The 24,990-nt window shown below is 38.6% G+C and carries 19 protein-coding genes and 1 pseudogene; 3 read left to right on the top strand and 17 right to left on the bottom strand.

Annotation, left to right across the window (positions count from 1 at the left end):
• Both EGI31_RS11695 and EGI31_RS11700 read left to right on the top strand, forming a co-directional pair.
• A pseudogene (locus tag EGI31_RS11695) lies at positions 1-226 on the top strand (transposase); the annotation flags it as partial.
• 35 nt (positions 227-261) lie between these two features.
• Positions 262-1,095: an IS3 family transposase gene (locus EGI31_RS11700; protein ID WP_255037445.1), complete on the top strand. Its 834-nt coding sequence runs from the start codon at positions 262-264 to the stop codon at positions 1,093-1,095.
• A 48-nt stretch (positions 1,096-1,143) separates the two neighbouring features.
• Here the strand turns inward: EGI31_RS11700 and EGI31_RS11705 are convergent, their stop codons facing one another.
• The 12 genes from EGI31_RS11705 to EGI31_RS11760 form a co-directional block, all read right to left on the bottom strand.
• Entirely contained in the window at positions 1,144-2,295 is a 1,152-nt protein-coding gene (locus EGI31_RS11705; protein WP_255037418.1) for a reverse transcriptase domain-containing protein, read from the bottom strand.
• Between the two features lie 98 nt (positions 2,296-2,393).
• Positions 2,394-2,627, bottom strand: a complete 234-nt coding sequence (locus EGI31_RS11710; RefSeq protein ID WP_255037419.1) for a hypothetical protein — start codon at positions 2,625-2,627, stop codon at positions 2,394-2,396.
• Positions 2,628-2,639: 12 nt separating this feature from the next.
• A complete protein-coding gene (locus EGI31_RS11715) occupies positions 2,640-4,808 on the bottom strand; it encodes a DNA methyltransferase (RefSeq protein WP_255037420.1) in 2,169 nt (722 codons plus the stop codon).
• Complete coding sequence (locus EGI31_RS11720) at positions 4,805-5,170, bottom strand: type II toxin-antitoxin system VapC family toxin (protein ID WP_255037421.1); 366 nt, start codon at positions 5,168-5,170, stop codon at positions 4,805-4,807. Before EGI31_RS11720 ends, EGI31_RS11715 begins: the two co-directional genes overlap by 4 nt.
• The gene (locus EGI31_RS11725) at positions 5,167-7,956 is read right to left on the bottom strand and encodes a DEAD/DEAH box helicase (protein WP_255037422.1); all 2,790 of its coding nucleotides are present in this window, start codon (positions 7,954-7,956) and stop codon (positions 5,167-5,169) included. Before EGI31_RS11725 ends, EGI31_RS11720 begins: the two co-directional genes overlap by 4 nt.
• 318 nt (positions 7,957-8,274) lie before the next feature.
• Positions 8,275-9,717 carry a TolC family protein gene (locus tag EGI31_RS11730; RefSeq protein ID WP_255037423.1) on the bottom strand — a complete coding sequence of 481 codons (1,443 nt, stop codon included), beginning with the start codon at positions 9,715-9,717 and terminating at the stop codon, positions 8,275-8,277.
• 2 nt (positions 9,718-9,719) lie between these two features.
• On the bottom strand, positions 9,720-12,842 hold the full coding sequence (locus EGI31_RS11735; RefSeq protein ID WP_255037424.1) for an efflux RND transporter permease subunit: 3,123 nt from the start codon (positions 12,840-12,842) through the stop codon (positions 9,720-9,722).
• Between the two features lie 2 nt (positions 12,843-12,844).
• Entirely contained in the window at positions 12,845-13,972 is a 1,128-nt protein-coding gene (locus EGI31_RS11740; RefSeq protein WP_255037425.1) for an efflux RND transporter periplasmic adaptor subunit, read from the bottom strand.
• A gap of 79 nt (positions 13,973-14,051) precedes the next feature.
• Entirely contained in the window at positions 14,052-14,345 is a 294-nt protein-coding gene (locus EGI31_RS11745; RefSeq protein ID WP_255037426.1) for a hypothetical protein, read from the bottom strand.
• Positions 14,346-15,073: 728 nt separating this feature from the next.
• Entirely contained in the window at positions 15,074-15,439 is a 366-nt protein-coding gene (locus tag EGI31_RS11750; protein ID WP_255037427.1) for a hypothetical protein, read from the bottom strand.
• 450 nt (positions 15,440-15,889) lie between these two features.
• Entirely contained in the window at positions 15,890-19,714 is a 3,825-nt protein-coding gene (locus EGI31_RS11755; RefSeq protein WP_255037428.1) for a ThuA domain-containing protein, read from the bottom strand.
• An 81-nt stretch (positions 19,715-19,795) separates the two neighbouring features.
• On the bottom strand, positions 19,796-21,004 hold the full coding sequence (locus tag EGI31_RS11760; RefSeq protein WP_255037429.1) for an MFS transporter: 1,209 nt from the start codon (positions 21,002-21,004) through the stop codon (positions 19,796-19,798).
• A gap of 352 nt (positions 21,005-21,356) precedes the next feature.
• Between EGI31_RS11760 and EGI31_RS11765 the strand changes: the two genes are divergently transcribed.
• Entirely contained in the window at positions 21,357-22,082 is a 726-nt protein-coding gene (locus EGI31_RS11765; RefSeq protein WP_255037430.1) for an NUDIX hydrolase, read from the top strand.
• Here the strand turns inward: EGI31_RS11765 and EGI31_RS11770 are convergent.
• The 5 genes from EGI31_RS11770 to EGI31_RS11790 form a co-directional block, all read right to left on the bottom strand.
• Positions 22,072-22,362, bottom strand: a complete 291-nt coding sequence (locus EGI31_RS11770) for a DUF6958 family protein (protein ID WP_255037431.1) — start codon at positions 22,360-22,362, stop codon at positions 22,072-22,074. The genes EGI31_RS11765 and EGI31_RS11770 overlap by 11 nt on opposite strands.
• 65 nt (positions 22,363-22,427) lie before the next feature.
• Entirely contained in the window at positions 22,428-22,820 is a 393-nt protein-coding gene (locus EGI31_RS11775; protein WP_255037432.1) for a VOC family protein, read from the bottom strand.
• A 188-nt stretch (positions 22,821-23,008) separates the two neighbouring features.
• Complete coding sequence (locus EGI31_RS11780) at positions 23,009-23,752, bottom strand: ankyrin repeat domain-containing protein (RefSeq protein WP_255037433.1); 744 nt, start codon at positions 23,750-23,752, stop codon at positions 23,009-23,011.
• A 213-nt stretch (positions 23,753-23,965) separates the two neighbouring features.
• Complete coding sequence (locus EGI31_RS11785) at positions 23,966-24,604, bottom strand: YdeI/OmpD-associated family protein (protein WP_255037434.1); 639 nt, start codon at positions 24,602-24,604, stop codon at positions 23,966-23,968.
• Between the two features lie 11 nt (positions 24,605-24,615).
• Positions 24,616-24,987: a DoxX family protein gene (locus tag EGI31_RS11790; protein WP_255037435.1), complete on the bottom strand. Its 372-nt coding sequence runs from the start codon at positions 24,985-24,987 to the stop codon at positions 24,616-24,618.
• Between the last annotated feature and the right edge of the window lie 3 nt (positions 24,988-24,990).

The raw sequence follows: 24,990 nt of genomic DNA on the forward strand, positions 1-24,990 counted from the left end.
TATGCCGAAAACACCTGAGCAAAGAATAATGGAGCTTGAGGCTAAGGTTAAGCTTTTAGAAAAACAAAGAGCTTATTATGAACATTTAGCCAATGTTTCAGATAAAAAAGCAATCATCTTTGATATGATGATAAATTTAGCTGAAAAAGAATATCAAATTGATATCCGAAAAAACTCCTCACCCGAACAATCGATCAATTTAGACAAGAAGAAAACCAAACCTTGAGTTTTGCCTGTCATTTGTTCGGGATTGATAGACAGGTGTATTACAGGAGTATAAAAAGAAAGGAGGTCAAGATTTTTAAAGCCGAAGTAGTTGTGGATATGATATTAGAAGTTAGAAAAACGATGCCAATGATTGGTGGCAAAAAGTTATACTATATCTTAAATAAAGAGCTACAAAGTCTTGATATTGGCAGAGATAAATTCTTTGCGATAATGAAAGCAAATCATCTTTTTATTCAGCCAAGACGCCGTTATCATGTAACTACAAACTCTAAACATCGGTTTAAAAAGCATGATAATCTAATCCTAAATATTGATATAAAAAGACCAAATCAGGTTTGGGTTTCGGATATCACTTACATTGGAAGAAGAGAGAAACCAAGGTATCTAAGCTTAGTGACCGATGCCTATTCGAAAAGAATAATGGGGTTTAATGTTGCTGATAATTTAAATGCTGAAAGTAGCGTAAAAGCTCTAAAAATGGCATTGAGAGAAAGAAAATCGAAGGGATTGCCATTAATACACCATTCCGATAGAGGTCTGCAATATTGTTCAAATATATATCAAGAGATATTATCAAAACACAAAGTTTTATGCAGTATGACACAAAACTCAGACCCATATGAAAATGCAGTAGCGGAAAGAATAAATGGTATTTTAAAACAAGAATTTAAAATTGACCAGTACGATTTAGAGCTAGAAGAAATAGGAAAATTGGTCAAAGAGTCTGTTCATACATATAACCATAAAAGACCTCATATTTCTAATTACTTACTAACACCTCATGAAATGCATCAACAGTCCGAAATAAAAATGAAAACATATAAATCAAAAAAAAACAGTAGTAACATTGATGCTACTACTGTCTAAAGATTGTATTTTTAACTTTTAAAAAACCTGTATCATTATTTCAGGACGTTACAAAGAAAAGCCTAAATATTCTAATGTCTTATTTAAATTAATTGCTTTTGTATTTTCATCAATTTGAAAGCCAGTATACTTTCCACTTAACTCTTCAAATCTAAATACCTTTGTTTTACTTGGTTCAATTTTCAAATCCGTTACTGAATCAATTTTATCTCTCAAATATTTTATTATTTCATCTTCATAGTCTTGCTCACAAATAATAATTAAATCATCGGAGTATCTTTGATAGAACCCATTAATACTTGAAATTTTATTGAAAACCAATTCGTCAAACTCTAACATGTAAATATTTGCCAAAGTTGCACTAATTGGACTTCCTTGAGGTATTCCTCTTTCGTTATTTTTAGATATTATTAGGTTTAAATTATTTTTGATAAATTCTTCTTTATCACAATAGGCTACAGCATTCTTTTCTTTAAAAAAGATACTTTTTTTTATATCTTTTCTTTTAAAAACTTTTTCCGTAGATGAATTTGGAATACCAGTTTGTACCCACATGGTATTATCGTACGCCTCAAAAAGTTGCTCCGATTCTAGATACTTAATATTGGTAAGAGTTTTAAATAAATTATAATGATCATCAGGTAGAGTTGTTTTTTTCAATACTTTAGTCCATTGTTTTTTAAGAATCTTATGATTTAAATTATCGAAAAAGGAGGTTACATCTGCAATTATTACTGTTAATTTCTTTGTTGATTTGTCTTTTATAAATTCAAAACTTGTTTTGGCAAAATCAATATTACAACTATTTTTCTCAGAACCTGGTGTTAATGGTATTTTCCTGTAGGCTACAATACTATTATTAAAGTCCTTATTTAGGATATACTTTTCATAGGCATCGCACAATATTTCATTGTATTTAGAAAAGATAATTGAATCCAAATGTGAAGAGAAATAGATATCGCGAACTTTAGGAATTCCCTTTTTGCGAATTCTTTTGCCACTAGGGTTTTTAGAAACTATAGATGTATCTGCACGAAATTTTCTTTGAACTATGGATTTATGAATTAAAGGCAGAAAACTGTGTTTCTTAATTTTAATTGGATTTTCTACATATTCCTTAACCCAACTATAATCCTTGATAGTAATTGGTAAACCGATATGAGGATACTTTTTTAATTTAAACCATTTTTCTAATTCCATATTAAAAAAAGAGGGGGCAGACTAATCGTAGCAGGTTTGAAATGTACATGCTCTTTCGAAGCTTTCATTCATTTCTGAATTGGGCAACGCTACTCTATTCAGGTATAGAAATTATTATCTTTGTTCTCAAATTCATAAACATAAATTGTATGCTCAGAAAATGCCTCCTTAGACATAACCTCAGGATTACAACAGTAGAGATACTGTTGAAAACTATTTCCTCTTTCTTTCCTTATATGGAAGATTTGGAAATTGGTATTATCCGTCCTTACCAGCGTATTTCCTGATAAGTAACCTTTGTTAAACGTATCATTTCGACCTTCTGCCCCCAATATCTTTAGTTTTTAAATTATATTAACATCAATTATTTTACTAGTATCAATTCCTAAAATATCTACCACTTTAACCATTACTTTGTATTTACCTGCGGCTTTATATTCATAGGCAATACTTGTAAATTCAAGTGTTGGGTTTTTCTTAGTTCTGAAACTTTGCCATTCATTTTCAAACAAATAGTTACCAGTCCATTGTTCTTCTACTGTACCATCGTCCTTTTTTATTTTAATAATTTCCTTACGACTGAGATAATCAAAATCAATTGCCCAATAATCAATCCAATCGAACCAGTTTTTTGTTAGCACTGTTCTGGTGATGATACCGTTTTTATCTTTTTCAATTTTGAATATTTGTCCGTCTTCAATTACAATTTTACTTCCGGCTCTCATTGATTGTTGTAGTTCTTCAATATCGTCTTGTGTGTAGTGTGTAACAAAGTCAGTAAGTTCAATGGTTATGGATTTGCCTTTTACTTTTTCTTTGGTGTTTAGGTAAGCTACATCAAAGAATCTCACTTGACCTTTTTCAACTGCTCGTTTATCAAACACATCTTTTGGAATGTATTTCAATGTTACGGAAACGCCTTTCTCTTTTAGCTCCTGAATGAATTGTGGAGTTAAACCCATTTCAAATTCAAAACCCAACACATCAACTTGTGTGTATAGTTTTTGACAGCATTCTTCAAAAATATCCATCAAACGGCTTTGTGTTACTGGCACATCTAAAGGGCCAACATTTACAAAACGGCCTGCTTTGCTTCCGTGTAAAGTGCTGTGTCCGTCTATGCGTTTTGCTTTGTAGGCTTCCAATATTAAATCTACATACAAATCCTCTTTGGCTTTGCGTTTTCCATTGGTAAGGTCGTCCATAAAAAACTGACGTTCATATTTACCAAGGTTGAGTAATTCAAAAGCCCTGAAATCTTTTCCGCTTGCTTGTAATTCTCTTTGCACACCAATTAATCGTTTTCTTGCTGTATGCACAGAAAATCTGCCTAAATCCGTTGTAATCCATTTACGCCCCAATTTTTCCGCAACTGCTGCAGTAGTGCCACTACCACAAAAAAAGTCTGCCACTAAATCACCTTCATTACTGCTTGCTTTGATGATGCGTTCGAGAAGGGCTTCAGGTTTTTGGGTGGGATATCCAACGCTTTCTGTTTGAGTAAAAGCATAAGTTCCAACAGGATTATCATTAAATACTGTTGCTATTTCCTCTTTTCCAATCCAAACACTCCAAGCGGGTTGATTTCTGTTTTCATTTGCATAATCAATTGCTTGTTGCTTTGTATGACTCGGGTCTTTTGATACGTATGATTTTAAGAAATTTGTGCCTCCGCTGGATTCTGCACCTCTTGTATAAAACCAACCAATTTCATCTTTTTGCAAGGCTTTAGTAATTCTTGAAGAAAGCCCAAGTCTTTGTGGTGGATTAAAAGTTGCATTTTTCCCTTTGTAACAATAAATTGTTTCGTGGGCTTTTGGATAGTAATCGCCACTTCCCATTAAACCACAAACCCAAATTATTTCTGTTGATTTATAACTTACAAAAATGTCATCTAATAAGATTTTTAGTTGAGAGCTTACCCTCCAATCACAATGAATATAGATACTCCCATCATTTGCCAATAAATTATGCATTAATTTTAGCCTTTCATACATCATAGATAAATACGATGAAATGCCTTTGCCCCAAGTATCACGGTATGCAATTTCTTCAATAATACTTTGCTTCTTTTCGGCTGTTTCACCACCAATTTCAATATTAAAACCAAAGTCAGCTCCAACGGCAAAAGGTGGGTCAATATAAATTAATTTCAGACCCCCTTCTTTTTCAATCTCTTCTCTTATAGGGCCATTTGCCAATGATGAAAGAATCAATTTATTGTCGCCCCAAATCAGTTTGTTTGTCCAACCTTTGAGTTGTCTGCCTCTAAAATCTGTTTCAAACATAGAGAAGTTATCTCCTACTTTTTTAGCTTCTTTTCTTGGCTCATCAATGTGTTCAATGCTATGAAAAGGCAGGGCAATGTTTGTAATATCTTCTTTTCTGCCATTCCAAAAAAGAAATACATCTTCATCGTCGGCAAAAAGTTTATAGATAAATTCTTTAGGCAGTTTTTCTCCTGCCTTTATTAGTTCAATGATTTTGTTTTTATCTGTATCGTTCAAATTCATAAATCAATCGGATTATTTAATATGAGCTCAGGTATTCTATTGAACCCATTATCTTGTGTTATTAATTCGTTGCAATACAATAAGGTGGTTGCAGCAATTATAGAGTCAGCAGGTTTTATGTTATAAAGTTGTCGTATTGCAATAGCTCTGTTAACCACTTCTTCACTGATTGGTAAGATTGTAACTATAGAAAAAACAGCATTAAAAAATTCTTCCGCTTCTTGAGTTAAGCCTGGAAATCCCATTACTTCAAGTCTTGATAACTCCGAAACTGCAATATCATCCTGTTCCAATAATTCCTTAAGCTGTGGATATTCAGGCATTGCAGCAAAAATCAATATGTTGCTATCTACTAATCTCATAGCCCAATGATTTTACGTTCCGTTCTGTCTTTCTTCTGCCACTCAACAGGGTCGCCAAAGTTTGAAACATCAGCACCCTTTTTCAATATTCGTTTTGCTTCGTCTTTTGTTAGTAGAGTTTTTAAATCTTTAAGCCCAAAAAGTTTTAATACATCATTGAATGATTTAAGATCACTCTTTACATCATCCCATTTCTCTTGCTTTACATACACAGGCGTATAAGTGTATTCTTTTTGTGCAGTGTTAATGTCTTTGCACCAAGTGGCAAGGCGTTGTATTTTTCGTAGGTCGTCTAAATCTTCTCGTCCTTTTGTTTCTAAAATATAAAATGTTGAAGGTGAAGTTTTGATAAAAAAGTCGGGAAAGAACGATGCGATATTTCCGTTTTCTTTTTGGTATTCAATGCTAAAGTTTACACCACCTTCGCCAAATGTGTTTTTAGCAAACGAAACAACATCACTGAATCTGCTTTCGCAGAATGAGGATAATTCTAGTTCAAAGGGATTGTCACCAATGATTTTATTGAAAACCGATTTCTTTGGAACAAGGAAAGGTTGGTTTTCTGCAACCTTCGGCTTTGTTAATTTCAAGGAAATAAAGTTTTTTACTTCTGCCGTTCCTTTATCGGTTATGGTTAATTCGTCAATGGCTTTTTTGAAAGTCGTTTTCAGAATTTCCTTCGGATGAATTTCTGAAAGGTTTCTCATTGTTTGCGGGTCGCTTAGTTCAACCTCTTTGGTAAAAAGTTGGTATTTGATAAAGCTTTCCACTTTGGGATAAAGAATATTGAAGCCACTTACCAAACGGCTATCTTTTAAAATCGCAGAAGTAAAAAAGGCAATTACATTTCTGTAATCAGGCGTTGTGTCTTTAAATACTGTTTTATGTGAAAAATCACCGTCAATGTCATTGAAAACAATTTCCTTCAATTCATCGCTGTTGAATTTTTTCTGAATTACTTTTTCGTTTTTGAATTTGCTAACATCAATAAATTCAAGGTTTTTAAATTCCCTATAAATTCTTGGACTCATTTGAGGAATAGGAATATCCAAAGCATCTAAATCTTTGTTTGGATTTTCTTTGTCCACTTCCACAATTACAGGCGATTTGCCTTTAGAACCCTTGCCCATTGGGCTGTATTGAAATTCTACACCTTCTGTTTTTAGGCTCTCAACAAATTCTAAAAACGCTGGTGTTCCAACAACAACCAATTTTTCAGGCATATCCAACGAAAACATTTTTCGCAAACCTCTACCAATTGTTTGCTCGGGAAGGATTTTAGAATCAGCACCAAATGGGCGGAGCCCAACAATGGTGGTTACATTTCTAACATCCCAACCTTCACGAAGCATTAAAACCGATACAACGGCTTTGTATGGCGAATGGTCTTTGTCAATTTCATCTGCTGCTTTTCTTAATGCTTCTAACTCTTCTTTGTCTTTTTTGCTTGATGCAGTTTCTTTTATTTCACCCGAATTGTTGGTATGAATAGTCAGCACCGAATTTTTCATTGAAGGATAATTACTTTCCAAAAATGCAGCCGCTTGGTCTGCTTCTTTGGTGCTCATTGTCATAATGAAAAGAATAGGCGTTTTATGATTTTTGAGTTCTTCATATTGTTGTTCCCATTCTAAATAGCCTAAATGAATATAATCTCGGTAGCGTTCTACAAAGTCGGAAGAATCTTTTTCTTGAATTTTTTGTCTTGATGCTTCGTCAGGCAATACTGGCGACTTTACAACATTTTGCTTGATAGCTTCAACTAAAGGATAATCGCATATTGTCTGAACGAAAATAGCACCGTTGTTATGTTTAGGAGTAGCGGAATAGTCTGCTTGCAGACTTATTCCGTTACCGTTTTTCAATTTCAATTTGTTGCTTATGTCCTCAATGCTTTTGAACCAAGCCAAGGAACTGTCGTGTATGTGATGGGCTTCATCATTCAACACAACCAAATCTTTAATCTTGTCGCTTCGCATTACTTTTCCAAGGTCTAAACCTTTTGAAGTGTCTGCATCGGGTTTCGGTTTAACACCTAAAAATGTTGTTTCAAAATTTTGTTCAGGTTCTTCGTTAAAGAAAACACGGTGAATATTTGTTAGAAAAATATTTCCTGATTCTGTAATTGGTTTTAAGTCGTCTTGAATATGAAGCGTTAACTGAAAATCATTTTTCCAGTCTTTGTCGTTATAGCCATTGTCGGGGAAAAACGGTTCTTCAAAAAACATTTTCAGTCCGTCAAAGTCCTTGCGTAAACGGTTTAATACGATAATGTTTGGAGCAATTACTAAAAAGTCCTTTGAAAGTGGGCTGTCTGATTCGTAAAGTTTATGAAAGTAAGACCAAACCAAAGTCAAGCCCATTACTTTCGTCTTACCAGCACCAGTTGCCATTTTAATTACATATCGTGTCCAGTTTTCGTCAAACATACCAGTGCTGACACGTTGAGAGGAGTCAAACCGCATTAACTCGTATTTGTCTTTTGCCTTTGCGATTTCATACAAATAAATGATTGATTCAATGGCCTCACGTTGGGAAAAGAAAAAACTAAATTTATTCGGCCCGATTAGATGTTCCTGATTGAACCAAAAATTCAATAATGATTTTGAAGTTTCAGTGGCACCTTGATAGCCTTCGTCTCTCCATTTAGCAACTGCAAGTCTAATTTTATAAACCAAAGGTGGAAGCAACTTTTCATAGGCATTTTTAAAAGCGTCCATTTGACTTTGAGAAGGAGCCCACCTTTCGTTAGGTGAAAGTATTTTAAATGGATCAGATAGCTTCATTTAATATAATTGAATAATGGTGTTTCAAATTTAGCTTTAAATTTTGAATTTGAAGAGAAATTTTGATAATTGGTAAATTTAAATCCAATATAAAAACAAACCCCAACACAAAAATGCATTGGAGTGTGTTTCGGGCTGCTTGACCGCCATGGAAGCGTATTTTGAGCTGTATTAACTCTGAAAACTCCCAACAGCAGGTCACGGCTTGCATTTACCGTTTCGGTAATGGCATCAGGAGCAAGAGAAAGAATAGTCAGCGTATAAAAACAAAAGAGCCTCAAGCCAAGGAATCAACCCGCTTGAAGCTCTTTTGGGTGCTTATTGCCAGCCGCCACCCAAGGAGCGGTAAAGGCTTATGATGGCGTTTATTTGGTCTTTCCGCACGTTGGTGAGTTCTATTTGTGACTGTAAGGCATTTTTTTGGGCCGTTACCACCTCCAAATACGTGGCCCTACCCGATCGGTACAGCTCGTTGGAAGCTTGTATAGAATTTCTTAATACCTCCACCTCCTCCAGCTTCAGTCCAAACCGCTCCGTTACGTTGTCTATGGTTTTTAGACTGGTGTTTACCTCCGTGAATGCCGTGAGGACCGTTCGGTCATAGTTGATGTAGGCCATTTTTTGAGAAGCCTTGGAGGCCATAAGGTCGGCCTCCAGAACCCGTCGGTTGATCCATGGCGACAACAAACTACCAAAAGTATTGGCAGCCAAAGAGCCAGGATTCAATATAACCGATGGCCTAAAAGCTTGTAAACCAAGGCCAGCGGTAAGGTTGAGATTGGGATAAAAAGCCAATCTGGCCACTTCTAAGTCTGCTTTGCTAATCAATAATTCACGCTCAGCCATACGTAAGTCGGGCCTGTTGAGCAACATAGACGACGGAATGCCCGCATTGAACTTCGGCAAGTTGAGCTGATTCAATTCTATGGTAGGTCTGTTAATTTTTTGAGGGAAACGTCCCACCAAGAGATTAATCTTGTTTTCGAGCAACAGAATTTCCAATTCCACCTCTTTTTTGATGGTTTGTGATGCCAAAAGTTGCCCTTTGAACAAATCTATGGCCAGCTGATTGGCTTGTCCTGATTGCTTCAAAACCTCCACAATATCTAAGCCCCTCGACTGCAAAGTGATGTTTTCGTCCAGAAAAACCAACTCATTGTCTTTCACGATGAGCTCATAATACGCCGAAGCGATGTCAGATACCAATTGGGTGGTTACAAAATTTTTGTATTCCTCCGACACGAGCAATTTCTCGACCGCAGACTTTTTTTGGTTCTTGAGTTTTCCCCAGAGATCTATCTCCCAGCTCGACTGCAGGCCAATCAACAAATCGGGTACAATTGGCGTGGGTATTCTTTGTCTGTCCGATAAATTGCCAGAAAACTTGGTGTCGTAGTTACCCACTCCATCGATAGTAAAATCACCAAACTTACGCTGGCCTAGGCTCAGGAGTCCATCCACGGTGGGTTTGTCGAGGCCCGTATTGAGCCTCACCCCTGCTCGGGCCATTTCTACACGTGCCAAGGCATCCTTTAAATCAAAGGCATTGGTGAGTGCAGTGTCTATGAGGGCTTTAAGACCCGGCTCAGTAAAAAAACTTTTCCCAACGGTCATGGGAGTTCGTTTGGAAGTGTCCGATTCCACCAAATATGTGGCAGGCAATGTCAACGATTTGGAAGGCTCTGTGGTAGCTTTGGGCAGTTTGCAAGCCGATGCCGCCAAAAGACACAGTAAGCTAACGACAATATATACTTTATTCATTTTCATTCGCTTGTTTTGGTTTTTTTGGTGAAACTCTGAAAAATCACATACAAACCGGGAATGACCAAAACTCCGAAGACTGTACCGAACAACATACCACCCGCAGCGGCAGTACCGATGGTTTTATTGCCGATGGCACCTGCTCCTGATGCAAACATGAGCGGAATAAGACCTGCTATAAATGCAAAAGAGGTCATCAAAATCGGCCGAAAACGTGCCATGGCACCTTCCATAGCAGCCTGCGTGACAGTGAGGCCTTCTTTGCGTTTCAAAACGGCAAATTCTATGATGAGAATGGCGTTTTTGCCCAAAAGACCAATGAGCATAACCATGGCCACCTGAGCGTAGATGTTGTTCTCTAATCCAAAAAGATAAAGCAAAAACAAAGAGCCAAATACACCCACGGGTAAAGAGAACAAAACAGGCAGTGGTAATAAGAAACTTTCGTACTGTGCTGACAATAAAAGATATACAAATACCAAACACAATAAGAAGATATAAAACACCTGACTACCCGACAATACCTCCTCACGGGTCATGCCCGACCATTCGAAGGTAAAACCTCTCGGCAAAGTGGTTTTGGCCAACTCTTCTACCGCCGCAATGGCATCTCCACTCGAATATCCCTCTGCTGGCTCTCCGTTGAGCATGGCCGATATGTACATGTTGTATCTGGTGAGTTGCTCAGGGCCATAAACCCGCTCAATTCTACTAAATATGCCGTAAGGCACCATTTCTCCATTTTTATTCTTAATTCTCAGTTTTAGTATGTCTTCAGGCAATGCCCTGTACCTTGGATCGGCCTGAATCATCACCTTGTACATCTGACCAAATAGTATGAAGTTGGTAGAATAATAACTTCCTATGAGTGACTGCAAGTTACTCATGGCGGCATCCACCGAGATTCCCTTTTGTGCAGCCATGGCTTGGTCCACATGAATCATGTATTGCGGGAAGTTGGGATTGAAACTCGAGAAAACATCCTTAATTTCAGGACGAGCTCTCAGTGCCGCCATAAATTTCTCTGCCACTTGAGCAGTGTTTTGGAGGTTTCCACTACCTGTTTTATCCAAAAGTCGAAGCTCAAATCCACTTGCGTTACCAAAGCCCGGCACTGCTGGAGGAGGAAAAAATTGTATCTCAGCCCCTTTGATATGATTGGTCTTTTCAGTTAAGGCATCTTTTACGTCGTCAGCAGTGGCTTTTCGTTCACTCCATGGTTTGAGATTGATGGTGCTCATACCAAAAGAGGCACCCACGCCGTCGGTCATCATACTGAAACCCGCCAAGCTGGAGATTGATTCTACGGCATCTATTTTTTGGGCAATTTTGTCAATTTCGTTCATGACTGACTCTGTACGCTCCAAGGTAGCCCCAGCTGGGGTGGTAACGTTGACATAGATAGTGCCTTGGTCTTCGGTAGGAATAAAGCCTGTGGGTAGCACTTTGCCTACTCCCCAACTCCCTAAAACAAAGACCAATAGAATACCAAAGGTAATCACCCGCCTATTGACGATAACATCTAAAATAGCCTTGTATTTTTCAGAAAGGCGGTCATAACCCTTGTTGAAACTACCAAAAAATCTACTCAGCCAATTCTGTTTTTTGGGATGTAAATGATTATTTTTCAATAATATAGCACACAAAGCTGGTGTAAGTGTAAGGGCATTGACACCCGAAATAACAATAGAAATAGCCATGGTGATGGAAAACTGTCGGTAAAACACCCCTACCGGTCCACTCAAAAAGGCTACTGGCACAAACACAGCAGACATCACCAAAGTTATGGCCACAATAGCCCCGCTAATCTCCGACATAGACTCTATAGTGGCTTCACGGGCGTTGAGGTGTTTTTCTTCCATTTTGGCATGAACGGCTTCTACAACCACTATGGCGTTATCGACCACAATACCAATGGCCAACACCAAAGCAAACAGTGTGAGTAGATTGATAGAAAAACCAAAAAGCTGCATAAACGCAAACGTGCCTATCAATGAAACGGGTACGGCCAAAATAGGAATGATGGTAGATCTGAAATCTTGAAGAAAGAGAAAAACCACCAAAGCCACCAAAATAAAGGCCTCAATTAAGGTCTTCAAAACCTCAGCGATACTGGCATCAAGAAACCTAGAAACATCATAACTGATGGTGTAGGTCATGCCTGGAGGAAAAGAAGTGCTTTTCAGAAAATCCAGACGGTCTTTGATGTTTTGGATAACTTCGGATGCATTGGAGCCTGGCCTTTGTTTGAGAACTATCGCCGCAGACGGCTTTCCATTTTCTTTTGAGAGTACGTCGTAATCGAGAGAGCCAAATTCTATATCTGCCACATCCCTCAGTCTAAGCATTTCACCTGATTCTGTCGCCTTGATGATCAAATTTTCATATTGGGTTTTATCGGTCATTTTACCCGTATACCTAAGCACATATTGCATGGCTTGAGGTGTTCTTCCTGAGCTTTCGCCAATTTTTCCGGGTGCTGCTTCTACGTTCTGTTGCCTCAGAGCCGTCACAATGTCCTCAGCAGATATATTGTAAGCATCCATTTGGTTGGGTTTGAGCCATATCCGCATGGCATACTCACGCGAACCCATAATATCCACAAATCCCACACCGTCAATCCTTTTTAATTCAGCCAAGACGTTGATATCTGCGAAATTGTAAATGAATTTCTCATCCACAGTGGGGTCCTCACTGATGAGGTTGATGTACATAAGCATACTGTTCACCTCTTTTTCGGTAGATACACCTGCCTTTATAACTTCCTCTGGGAGTTCGTCTAACACGGTGGTTACTCGGTTCTGAACGTTTACGGCGGCCACGTCTGGGTCGGTCCCTACCTCAAAATACACCTGAATGATACTCGTTCCGTCGTTTCCTGAGACACTCGTCATGTAGGTCATGCCCGGAACACCATTGATGGCTCTTTCGAGTGGTGTAACTACCGCCTTGGAACAAACTTCGGCGTTGGCTCCTGTGTATTTGGTCGTTACGGCAACCGCAGGTGGGGCAATATCGGGGTATTGTGTAATCGGGAGGCTAAACATAGCCAAAAGGCCCAGCAACACAATAAATATGGAAATGACCAAAGAAAGAATTGGTCTATTGATAAATTGCGTAAACATATTTATGGCTGAATTTTGTTAAGTTTATTGTATTCATCCATAAGATTCACGAGTTCGGGCTTTACAATCATGCCGTCTTTGAGGTTTTGCACACCTTCAAAAATTATCCTGTCTGTCAAAGAAAGACCATTGTTGATGATGAAGAAATGCGGTATCCTTGCATTGATGCTTACCGCTCTTGTTTTGATTTCGTTTTTGGCATTCAATACAAAAACATAAGTTCGGTCTTGAATCTCAAAAGTAGACTTCTGCGGAATGATGGTGGCGTTCTGAAAACGTTTCAGCAGCCTTACCTTACCACTGGCACCATTCTTTATGATCAACTTGGGATTTTTAAATCTTGCACGGAAGGCTATGTTACCTGTGTTGGGGTCTATCTGCCCCTCGGTGGTTTCTACAATGCCCTTCTCGGTGTGTATGTCGTCATTGGCTAATATCAGCGTAGCTTCGTCGGCGTGCAGCGAGGCATCGCTTAGGGACTTCATATAGTTGAGATATTCTTTTTCAGATACATCAAAATAAGCAAATACCTGCTCGTTGTTTGAAACCGTTGTCAGCAGTGTTCCGTCTTCTACGAGTGTCCCGATTTTGTTGGGAATTCTACTGACAATACCCCCAAAAGGAGCTCTTATTTGCGTGTAAGTAGTTTGGATTTGTGCAGCGGCCTGCTCGGCTTTGGCTTCCTCCAGCTTGGCCTTGATCATCTCTACTTTGTTTTTGGCCAACTCCAATTCTGTGGTAGAAACCACATTTTTCTCCACCAATCGTTTGACATTTGCGAACTGGAGTTCGGCATCTTTGAGCTCTGTAGAAATACTCTTAAAAACCGCCGTGGCTTTTGCCAAATGCTCCTTCAACTCAGGATTGTAAATGGTAAACATCACCTGGTCTTTCTTTACATACTTGCCTTCGTCAACCAGAACCTTGTCGAGGTAGCCCTTAATTCTTGACCTAATCTCTACGTTCTGAATACCGTTTATTTGTGTCACGTAGTCCACGTTGACATTGGGCGAAACCTGCACAGGGGTAGTTACAGGATAGGTTTCTATTTTTTCGTTGTTCTGGCTGTTTTCTTTTTTACATGAAAATATAAGTAAGCAACACCCCAGTAAAATTGGAAGTTTGTTCATTTTAGGCAAATTGATTTGGACCTGTCATGGAAATACAAGGCCATGCAGGTTGGTTTATGTTAAAATCAGAAAAAAGGAATTAAACCACCGAATCGGGAGGAGGGGAATTTACTTCAATGTAAATAGGATGCCAACTAAGGATATGACTAAAAAAATGGTCGGATTCGTTTTCAATAACAGCTGGAGGAAAAGTTATCTTTTTTAATTTGAGGTTATAATCAGTGTCGTAGTCTGTGGGTTTGGCATCTTCTATGTTTTCTGAGTGGATACTTTGATAGGATTCTGAAACTTCAAGCATGGTATAGAGATTGGTGGCATCCATGCACCAAATGCTGAAAACGAAAAAGAAAATAAGTTTTAAATTACTTTTCAATGTATTTCAAAAATGTTTAAAAAAGTATAATTGTGATCCAACTAAAATGAATTTTATTAAAAAATCTACCCTCAGTGGTCATTTAACTTTGATTTTATTTTCAACTCCCCCCTACTGACTTGCGTCGCCTGGCCGGCGGGGCCTTCATTTTTGCCAGTCGTGGCACCGTTCGAAAAAAAACGAATCGGAGTGGCGTACCACCAAAAAAAACTGCACGGAAACGTCCGACCGCCTGCAAACTCACACATTCAAAATTCGCTTATTCTCCCAGATATAAATATGTTCCATATTGAGAATTTTGACTGTGTTCAAACAGTGCAGGGCGATATAAAGATTTCATTCTTTTTATTTTTTTCTCGGATGACTACAAAAAAAGTATAGAGAACCCAATTGACAAAAACTTAAATTTAGATGCTCAAAGTGAAAATTGATTACTCTTTTGATTGGTATTAAACGGATTTTATTCTCATCAGTAAATCGATTACTTCATTTTGAGAGCCATTTAAAAACCCTAAAACCATTTATTATTTATATTAAAAAATTAGAATTCTATTTTTCTTTACAAAGTTGCTTCTTCGGTTTGAAAAAATAACAACCGCAATCAGCGTTTTGTTGAGTTCTAATAAAAATCTAATTAGGCTTGGTAAAACATTAGAGCGTTTTATTTCCGATAAAAAAAGAGCCAGACAATCTGCCTGGCTCATCGTTTTAGATAAAATCTACTGTTACTATTTCACTCTCGTGGCTTCCACCTCAAACATGTCCATCAGTTTGCCTGTGGCATGGTCATCGTCTTTTTTGGTGATAAGCAAGGTAATGTCGTAACCAGAAATAGTAAATGCCATATTGAGCTCATCACCTTTTGCTTCGGCCGATGCCATTTCGGTTTCGGTTTGTTCTCCTTTGGCCGTAAAATAGCCTTTCATTTTTCCGTCTTTGATTTCAAAACGCATCGGTATGGTGGCGTCACCTTCTGGAGTACCTTTTACCAAAACATTCCATTTTCCTTCAAAGAAATTGCTTGAGGTTTGAGCAAAACCTGCGGTTGCCAATCCGAATATCAAGGCAAATAAAATCATACTTACTTTTTTCATTTGTTAATGCGTCGAGTCGCCACTTTTGTTTATGTTAATTAAATTCCAATCCAAAAAAATCCAAAATCGTAAATCCTTATTTCTGTGATCCGACCAAAGTGAATTTAATAAAAAAAATCGACCCTCAGTGTTCATTTAACCTTTATTTATTCTACTTAAAAACTACGCTCCTACTGACTGGCGTCGCCTAGCCGGCGGGGCCTTCATTTTTTTTCAAAAAAAAACGAAGCAAAAAAAACTGCACCCTGCAAACTCACACATTCAAAATTCTTACATCCAAACTATAATAAAAATATTCCCTTTTGAGAATTTTGACTGTGTTCAAACAGTGCAGGGCGATATAAAGATTTCATTTTTTTATTTTTTTGGGATGACAGTAATCCTAAATCAAAAATCGTAAATCAAAAATCGTAAATCCTCAATCTACAATCGTCAATCTACAATCCTCATTCATTTCACCCTACTTCCTTTTACCTCTAGCATACCCATTACTTTGCCTTTGAGGTTATCGGCATTTTCTTTGTTTAGTTCCATACTAATGCTCATGCCATTGGCCGAAAACGACAACTTGATTTTTTCGGCATCAATTTCCTCTAATTTTTCTAAAGCCTGGCTGCCCATTTGTTGAGAAACCATTTTCCCAGATAAGACCCCATTATTTCGCTCAAAAACCATATCAAACGTAACATCTCCGTTAGGTGTTCCAAAAATAGTAGTCGTCCAAGTACCTACAAAGTAGTCGTTGGCACTGGAAGTCTCAACTTTAGCAGGTTCTTTTAATGAGCTCTCATAGGCCAATTTAAACTCAACTCCCATGACCACCATCAGTGAACCTTCGGCTGTCGGATTGGAATAAACCAAATAGATGTCTTGCAACTTACTATCCAGATTTGCAGGCAATTGAATAGGTACAGAAATGGTTTTAGGTGTGAAATCCATTTTCTCCGAAGGCTCCAAAAATGCCGAACGCCCAAGTAGTGCACCCGACTTACTACCGAGACGTGCCTCTACTGTTCCGCCCACTGCACCGAGTTGAGGCTTTGGTGCGGTAGCAGACACTTGTATCTCTGAAACACCCGTTAAATCCACTTGCTTCATGACCATGTAAGCTCCTGATTTTGAAGGGATGGCCAAGTTATTGCCGCCAAAAGCCATTTTGTTGATGTCCACGTATTCGTCAAATCCGTGTGCGTCTAATTTGGAGTTTCTCAAGACAAAACTTTGCTCTGACTTCAAGGCTGGCAAGCCGTTGGCACCTTGGTCTTCATAGGCCGCACGCACAATATAAACCCCTTTGTTTTTGTCGGTTGCTGGAGCTTTGGTCGTGAACGTACCTTTTACTGGTAAGGAAGATTTCGGTTTTTCGTTGGATATGTTCAAGATATACTTCACCATTTCAGAAGCATCGGCAGTTGAGATTTGTGGGTGGGCAGCCATGGCCGTTTCTCCCCAAACACCACTTCCGCCTGACAAAATCTTCTTGGTCAGGGTTTCTAAGGCTTTACTATCGCCTTTGTATTTCACCGAAACATCACGATAAGATGGCCCGATAGATTTTGAATCCTTCTTGTGACAAGCCATACAATCGCTGGCTTCTATCAGCTTTTTGCCTTTTGCAAAAGCCGCACCCTCGTCAGCCGAGCGGTGACCCATGGCTATCATGTTTTTGTCATAACCTTCGGCCAGGTAATCAATGTTAACCGCCACATTTTCGGGAGAAATGCCGTTATCCAAATCGCCATCTTCCTTGTCTTTGACTTTTATTTCGTAATCAAACGATTTGTTGGCGATATAGAAACTCTTGTTGGCCTTCGGCATATCCAGACTCAGAATTGGTGGCTCGTTTCCTGCCGTTATTTCCATCGACTGAGAGTTGATACCACCTTTGCCATCATTTACGGTCAGCGTGGCCTTGTAAACACCAGCAGTAGTTAAGGTTATGTTAGCATCCTGAGCCGGTATAACTTTTACAAAACCATTGTTCGAGGTAATCTTCCAAGAATATTTCAGAGGGTCTCCATCGGCATCGCTAGTGCCTTTGGCAGATAGTTTTAAGTTAAATGGAATAGCTCCACCCATCTGATTAGCTGCCACCTGAATTTGCGGCTTACGGTTAAAGCCGTTGTACTCGATACGAATCAATCGGGCATCGTCGTTGGCCGTAAACCAGCCACTACCATACTCTAGCATATACAAATCGCCATTTTCCGCAAACTCCATGTCCATCGGATTGCTGAATTTGTAGCTAGGCATAAAACGCTCCATAGAGGCATAGTTGCCGTCTTTGTCAAAACTCACGGCCATTACCCAGCCACGCATCCATTCGTAGGCAAAGAATTTACCATCGTAATATTTTGGAAATGCTCGTGGAGCAGTTGCAAACATATCTTTGTAATATACAGGACCAGCCATAGGGTTGCAGCCACCTGCACCCAACAATGGAAACTCCTTGCTGGCACCGTATCCATACCACAACATAGCACCTTTTGCTTCAGGCAAAAGGGTGAGACCCGTGTTGTTTGGTGAGGTATTGATGGGTTTCAAATAATCCCATTTATCGCCAGAAGTATTGCTCGCAAAATCAAATTTATTGTAGGCTTTGTTGTCCCCCACAAAATGTGGCCAGCCATAGTTGCCAGGGGCAGCAGCTTGCCCAAACTCACAAGTGCCGTCAGGACCACGCTTTGGATCGGCTTTGGAAGCATCAGGACCTACATCACCCCAATACAATTTGCTATTTTTAGGGTCAACGGATATCCTGTATGGGTTACGATGTCCCATGGTGTAGATTTCAGGACGGGTTGCCCCCCCCGCCCCCGATGGGGGAGCCAACGAAGCAGAATACTTTCCTCCACTGGGGGCTAGGGGGCTAAACAAGTTCCCACTAGGAATCGAATAAGTACCATCCGCATTCGGCTTGATTCTTAAAATTTTACCTCGCAAATCGTTGGTGTTTGCCGACGATTTTTGAGCGTCCCATGGACTTCTGCCTGGACGTTCGTCGCTTGGGCTATAGCCATTTGAAGCATGTGGATTGGTGTTGTCGCCCGTAGATAAGTACAAGTTTCCTTGCTTATCCCAATCGATAGATCCGCCCGTATGGCAGCACTCTTCACGTTGGGTTTCTACTTTCAACATTTCTTTTTCAGAATCCAGGTGAATCTCATCGCCTTTCATGGTAAATCTCGAAAGAACGTTATAAGATCCTTTTGTAGAAGAATAATAGAGGTAAATCCACTGATTCTGAGCAAACTTAGGGTCTTTGTTTAAGCCCAAAAGTCCATCTTCGGCTACGGATTCTTTTCCTTCTTTGTTGACATATTTTAAACTAACCGGAAGTTTGGCAATGGTTTTTAGAGTCTTTGTTTTTGAATTGTAAAGTCTCACTTCACCTTTCCTTTGAATGAAAAGCACACGGTCTTTATCCAAAACACTTAGCTCTACAGGTTCGTCTAGCTTTTCTTCGAGCACTACTTTTGTAAAACGGTTTTCTTCTGGACGAGCTTTTGAAAAATCCAATGGTTTAGGAGCATCTCCACCAGTGGTATATTTGATACCTGCGTATAAATGATTCAAGAACAAGGGCTCAGAAAATGTTTCATCTGTGTGTCCCATTGCCGTGTAGAATGAGCGTCCGCCTTGAAATTCTTGGTACCAACTCATCGGGTGATTGTCACCATTTTTGCCACCTGTGTAGCTTTTTTCATCGATTTTAAGCACCACATTGATTTTCGGAGAAATATCTTTGAAGGCATAAAATTCGTCAGAACGCTCAAAAGAGTCTGGCATTCCTGCTGTGAATTCGTTCTTTTGGGTTACATAAAATCTTCCTTTTTGAACATTGTTGGGCATAGGGTGATCTAGAAACCAAGCACCTGCCAATTGGTTGTACCAAGGCCATTCGTACTCTGTATCCGTGGCTGCGTGAATACCCACATAACCGCCACCTGCTTGTATATAGCGTTCGAAAGCATTCTGTTGCTCATTATTCAGAATATCTCCTGTGGTATTCAAGAAAATGACGGTGTTGAACTTCTTCAAGTTTAGTTCGGTAAACTGGGCCGCATCTTCAGTAAAACTAACGCCAAAACCCTTTTCCTTGGCCATTTTGGCCAAAGCAGTCTTTCCTGCTTCAATAGATTGATGTCTAAAAGCCGCCGTTTTGCTAAAAACCAGAACATTTACCTTGGTCTGAGCAAAGAGGCCGTTGACAAAAAACAACAAAAAAACGGATACCAAAACCCGTCTAATGGTGTCGAAAACATTGTTTTTCATATATTCAAAAGTTAATTAATTGATAATTGATTTAATCGAAAACTCAAAACTCACTACTCTTTACTCGCAAGTTTCCCCTCACTATTCCTCCGTATAATTCAAATCCTTATGAAAAGTCTCTTCCAAATTGCTCAAACCCCAAAAGGCCAATAAAACAGCCACCACACCCACTACCATGGCCGAATTAACAGTTCCGATGTAAGGATTCAGAAAACCAAAGAGTAGGGTTTGCGGAATAACCGTCGCACGAAGGATATTCAACGATGAAGTCGTAACCGTTGCCCTGATATTGGTTCCATATTGTTCAGCAGCGAGTGTGAGCAACACAATGGAGTAGCCCACACAGAAACCAAGAAATAGCAATAAACCATAATAAAGCATAAGCGATTGATTACCGATGGCAAAAAACAGTACGGCACCAATGGCATAAAGAGATAAGTAAAGACGAATCGCCTTTTTACGACTTTGAAGATATTGACTTACGAGTCCACCTGTTAAATCACCAAAAGTAAAACCGATAAAGTAATAGGTAAACACCGCTGATACCGAAGGAATTTCCGCCATTCCCCATGCCTTGGCAATTTCTGGCGTAAAAGTCATTACCACACCATTGACGTACCAAACCGGAAAGCCCAACACGCAAATACTGATATACTTAATGATATAGGATTTGTTTTTGAACAAGAGTCGAAGATTTCCCTTGTTGCTTGTTTTTTCTTTCATGGCATTAAACAAACCCGATTCTAAAACCCCTAAACGTAGAATCAAGAGAGCAAAACCTAATCCTCCACCCAACTGATAAGTAAATTGCCAAGAATATTTACCGCCAATGTACGCTCCAGCGATTGCTCCAAGCATACCGCTGCCGCCAATAATTGCGGGGCCAATACCTCGATATTTTTGTGGCATTTGCTCAGTTACAAGTGTAATGGCAGCTCCGAGTTCGCCCGCTAAGCCAACACCCGCCAAAAACCTAAGTAATAAGTAAATTTCAAAATTAGGAGCATACGCATTTACAAAAGTGGCCGTGGAGTACAACAATATTGAGCCAAAAAGCACCGAAAGCCTACCGAATTTATCCCCGATAATTCCCCAAACAAAACCACCAATCAACATTCCGACCATTTGGAAATTGATTAATGATACACCTTTTGAGAGTAATTCGGCTTCAGGAACGCCCAGGTCTAAAAGACTTTTTGTCCGCACAATACTCAGAATAATAATATCATACAAATCGACAAAAAAGCCCAATGCAGAGGCGATAATCGCAAGCCAAATGTGTTTTTTCATACTCCTTTTGTAATGATGGTTTTGTTAGAATTAAAACTTACTCCTGCTGAAAATACTTCGAACAATAGAAACAGGGCATTTACTCACATTTTTCCAAATTATCGGCAGGTACTTTATTGGTTCCTAAAAAGCCTATATTTTAAATAAACCATGCACAATTTATGATTTACGGAACAAATGTAAAATAATTTTCAATTATTGTCTAATTTGTAGACAATATATTTTTATTTTATATTATATTTGAATAATTATATTTTGCCCCTATCTATTGATTGGGAAACAGTATCTAAAATCATTTAAAAGTAGACGATCGGTGGACTGGTTGGGCATCCGATTCTAAGCTTTAATTATCATGAAACCATTTAATGAAGAAAATTTCATAAATCAGCTTTCTATTGACAGTGTAATTTTTGGATATAAAGAAAAAGAACTGAAAGTTCTGGTACCTAAAATAAATCTAGCGAAAGATTTATGGGCATTACCAGGTGGTTTTATTCAACAAAATGAAAGTATTGACGAAGCAGCCCAAAGAATTTTGCAAGAAAGAACCGGGTTGATGGATATTTTTTTAGAGCAATATAAAGTTTTTGGAAAAACAGAACGCAAAAACAAAGAGCTCTTTGAAGAATTCAGTTCCCTTAAAGATGAGCTTTTGGAGCAACATCCCTTTAGTAAAAGCGACATTACTTGGCTTTCAAAACGATTTGTTTCTATTGGCTATTATGCTTTGGTTGATATAAATAAAGTGAATCCGCAAACTGGGAATTTTGACGAATCAATTGACTGGTATAATATCAAAAATTTACCAAAAATGATAATGGACCACAACGAAATGGTCAGCTACGCACTTGAAACGCTTCGCCAAAACATTGACCATAAACTCATTGGCTTCAATCTTTTGCCCGAAACCTTTACCATGAAAGAAGTGCAAGAGCTTTATGAAGCCATTTATAACAAGCCCTTTGCAAGAAATAATTTTCAAAAGAAAATTTTAGATTTGAATGTTTTAGAACGTTTGGAGAAGAAATTTACGGGTGCTGCAAACAAGGCTCCCTATTTGTATAGGTTTAAGAATTAACCTTTACCAATTTATATTTCTCTGGTTTAGACTTTGTTCTTTCTATTACCTTTCGAGCCTCTAAATCAAGCTTTACTGTTTCTCCATACCATTGAATACCACCCACAAAAGTGTCTTTTACCTCTACGTAAAGTGCTTCCATGAGATCTGTATGGCTTAGTTCTTTCTTACTGAGTATCCCCGAAAGGGCATCCTTGATCTGATGATATTTAGCCAAGGATATTTTCTTGTTGGTTTTATCAGGCTGAGGATGGAGTGTCTGTATTTGTTCTTCTTTCATAATTTGTTCTACCGCGAGGTCGCTAGGACGCAAAGAAATAACCAATTACCCAAATTTTACTCAAATCAGTCCATTGGGGTACAGATTTCAAGTAAAAAGCCGTCAATATCACGAATATAAGCCACCACTTGACCCCAAGGTTTGGTTTTCGGGCTTTCCAAAAGCTGAGCACCCGCTTCTACTGCGGCATGCACAACAGCCTGAACATTGTCAGTAGTAAATCCCAATTCTTGAGCAAAGGGTTTACTCGAAAGTTCACTTTTAATAAATCCACCTTTCAAATTTGATCCAGCCAAACCTAAAGAAGCAAAAGACAGGGTAGTTTCTCCAGTTAACAATTCGCCATAATCATGTTCGGGCGTGACAAATTTTCTAGAAAAACCAAAGACTTTTTCGTAAAACTCGATGGATTTTGTAACGTCGGCTACGTATAAAATGGAATAAGCTAATTTTACCAAAGTGCTTTTTTGAGGTTAACAAAATCTAAAAAAGGTTTACCTAATGTTCTAACTTTCTGCCGAAACCAACGGCATTGCTGGATTAAAATTAGTAAAAGAATACTAATGGGTAAAACCTACAAAATTTGCAATTTGGAAAAATTGAATCAAATTCTAAATTACAAATCACTTATAAAACTACCACTTGGCTAATTGTATAAATACTTATTGGGAATATTGCCGGGAAAATAATCCATTTGATACTTTTCTTTCATCAACATGGACACGACTTCATAAATATCCTTTTCAGTTCTTTGAAACTGTCTCAACAGCCCCATCATGGCATAACTGATTGGATTTACAGATGGCACAAAAGTCTCCCAGTCGTATCCTTGGCCCCAAATCAGTCCTTTCACCGTCACCGATAAGTCCACCTTTAGTGAGATCAGATACCTGAGAACATCTATACTACCATTGGCGTGTTGATTGACACAGTGAAATATTGGCGTATGTCCACCAAATCCGTTTTCATCTATTCCAGCTTTTGCATTGATATCAGCACCGTATTTAACTAAAACACGGGCACAATCCAAATGATTATATTCAGCACAAATATGCAAAAGTGAAGCTTCTAGCATAGGTGTAAACGTACAGTCAAAAGTGTATTTAACATCCAGAGCTCCAGGATTTTGCAGTAAAAGTTTATCTAACGAAATGGCGTCATTCATTAAAACTGCGAGCAAAACCTTGTCTTCAATTTCTACTCCAAAATCCACGAATGTTTTGATGCATGCAGCAAATAAAGGACCGCGGCTGTACATATTTATCAGTTCAAATATGAGCGGCTTGCCCTTTTCTATTGCATTTGGATCTATACCGTTTTCAAAACAGTCTATTATGCCTTGAACGTCATGAAGCTCAAAGGCAGTGATTATTTTCTCCAAGTAATTCATTTTTATGAAAAATAAAGAAAAGTTACGAAGCTTTAGGCTTAAATCAAAATACCGAATACCAAAGATGTTCTCCGATAAGTTAAAGAACTGTTTTCGCTAACCCAGTTACAAGATTCTCTCCAAATTTGGTGTGGTTGGTAACCTCTGTAGGTTTTAAACACGAATATCTTTTTCAGCTAAGGCTTAGGTATTAAATTAATTCAAAATATTGAATTATAAATACTTATGTGATCCATCGCAATTGGGCATACGTTTAGAGAACCCACAAATACAATCATTAAAGCCTTTACCGTTCATTATTCTTTCCGTGTAGCTTTCTATTCTTGAAGCACGTGCTTTTGAAGATTTCGCCCCCGTAAAATAAATATTATAAGCCCTTTGCCTGCCAGGAGTCAATGCCTCAAAGGCAGTTTTGAATTTACTATCCACACTAAACTTCTCTAACAATTCCTCAGGAAATTCAAGGACCTTTTCCTTTACTACAATGGGTTTTATGCCCGCTTTGTGAGCCTCAATAGATTCATAAATATAGGCCAAAAGTGTAGATTTTAACTTTCTTACGTCATCCACACTATAAAACCGCATCAACCTAGAAAACTGAGAATTCTCGCCCGGTTTTACCAGAATATTTTCAGTGTCCGCTAATAACGAGCCGTTTAAGAAACTCACAAAAGCAAAATCCTTGAAACTGCTGACTATTAAAAGATTGGTACCATCGAGCGTGTAGCAAGGCTGTTTCCATTTTAACTCCTCTATGATGCCCGTTTCCAAAACAATTTTTCTGAGCTCATTGAGTTCGACCTGCCATTTGCCTGGTTTTTCGAAAAAAGCGTTTAGCTCTTCGTTCTTCATTTTGAGTAATTTTAAGTAGTTTTTCTATCGGCAGGTCTAAAATACCATGAAACCACGGTTAAAACAATTAATAATATAGATGGGAATATTTCGCTCGCTGGATGACCCATAAAAAGATGGGAGATGGTGGCACCAGACATGGCGAAGAAAAAACCGGCGTACGCCCACTCCTTCAAAAGTGGAAACTTGGGAATAAGAATGGCCACAACTCCTAAAAGTTTCCATACTCCAAGAATGGTAAGAAAGTAGGCCGGATAACCCAATTGTGCCATTTTCTCAACTTCTTCTTTCATTTTCATCAACTGCACAATACCGGTGGAGGTCATGCCTAATGCTAGCCAAAGCGTGGCAACCCAATAAATAATTGTGTTTCTCTTGCTCATATC

The sequence above is a fragment of the Lacihabitans soyangensis genome (genome assembly GCF_024343775.1).
In the GTDB taxonomy this organism is placed as follows: Bacteria; Bacteroidota; Bacteroidia; order Cytophagales; family Spirosomataceae; genus Leadbetterella; species Leadbetterella soyangensis.

Excerpts from the sequence above, each read along its gene's own strand:
- EGI31_RS11705 (WP_255037418.1), bottom strand. The coding sequence starts at position 2,295 with ATGGAATTAGAAAAATGGTTTAAATTAAAAAAGTATCCTCATATCGGT.
- EGI31_RS11715 (WP_255037420.1), bottom strand. The coding sequence starts at position 4,808 with ATGAATTTGAACGATACAGATAAAAACAAAATCATTGAACTAATAAAG.
- EGI31_RS11720 (WP_255037421.1), bottom strand. The coding sequence starts at position 5,170 with ATGAGATTAGTAGATAGCAACATATTGATTTTTGCTGCAATGCCTGAA.
- EGI31_RS11725 (WP_255037422.1), bottom strand. The coding sequence starts at position 7,956 with ATGAAGCTATCTGATCCATTTAAAATACTTTCACCTAACGAAAGGTGG.
- EGI31_RS11730 (WP_255037423.1), bottom strand. The coding sequence starts at position 9,717 with ATGAATAAAGTATATATTGTCGTTAGCTTACTGTGTCTTTTGGCGGCA.
- EGI31_RS11735 (WP_255037424.1), bottom strand. The coding sequence starts at position 12,842 with ATGTTTACGCAATTTATCAATAGACCAATTCTTTCTTTGGTCATTTCC.
- EGI31_RS11740 (WP_255037425.1), bottom strand. The coding sequence starts at position 13,972 with ATGAACAAACTTCCAATTTTACTGGGGTGTTGCTTACTTATATTTTCA.
- EGI31_RS11750 (WP_255037427.1), bottom strand. The coding sequence starts at position 15,439 with ATGAAAAAAGTAAGTATGATTTTATTTGCCTTGATATTCGGATTGGCA.
- EGI31_RS11755 (WP_255037428.1), bottom strand. The coding sequence starts at position 19,714 with ATGAAAAACAATGTTTTCGACACCATTAGACGGGTTTTGGTATCCGTT.
- EGI31_RS11760 (WP_255037429.1), bottom strand. The coding sequence starts at position 21,004 with ATGAAAAAACACATTTGGCTTGCGATTATCGCCTCTGCATTGGGCTTT.
- EGI31_RS11765 (WP_255037430.1), top strand. The coding sequence starts at position 21,357 with ATGAAACCATTTAATGAAGAAAATTTCATAAATCAGCTTTCTATTGAC.
- EGI31_RS11770 (WP_255037431.1), bottom strand. The coding sequence starts at position 22,362 with ATGAAAGAAGAACAAATACAGACACTCCATCCTCAGCCTGATAAAACC.
- EGI31_RS11780 (WP_255037433.1), bottom strand. The coding sequence starts at position 23,752 with ATGAATTACTTGGAGAAAATAATCACTGCCTTTGAGCTTCATGACGTT.
- EGI31_RS11785 (WP_255037434.1), bottom strand. The coding sequence starts at position 24,604 with ATGAAGAACGAAGAGCTAAACGCTTTTTTCGAAAAACCAGGCAAATGG.
- EGI31_RS11790 (WP_255037435.1), bottom strand. The coding sequence starts at position 24,987 with ATGAGCAAGAGAAACACAATTATTTATTGGGTTGCCACGCTTTGGCTA.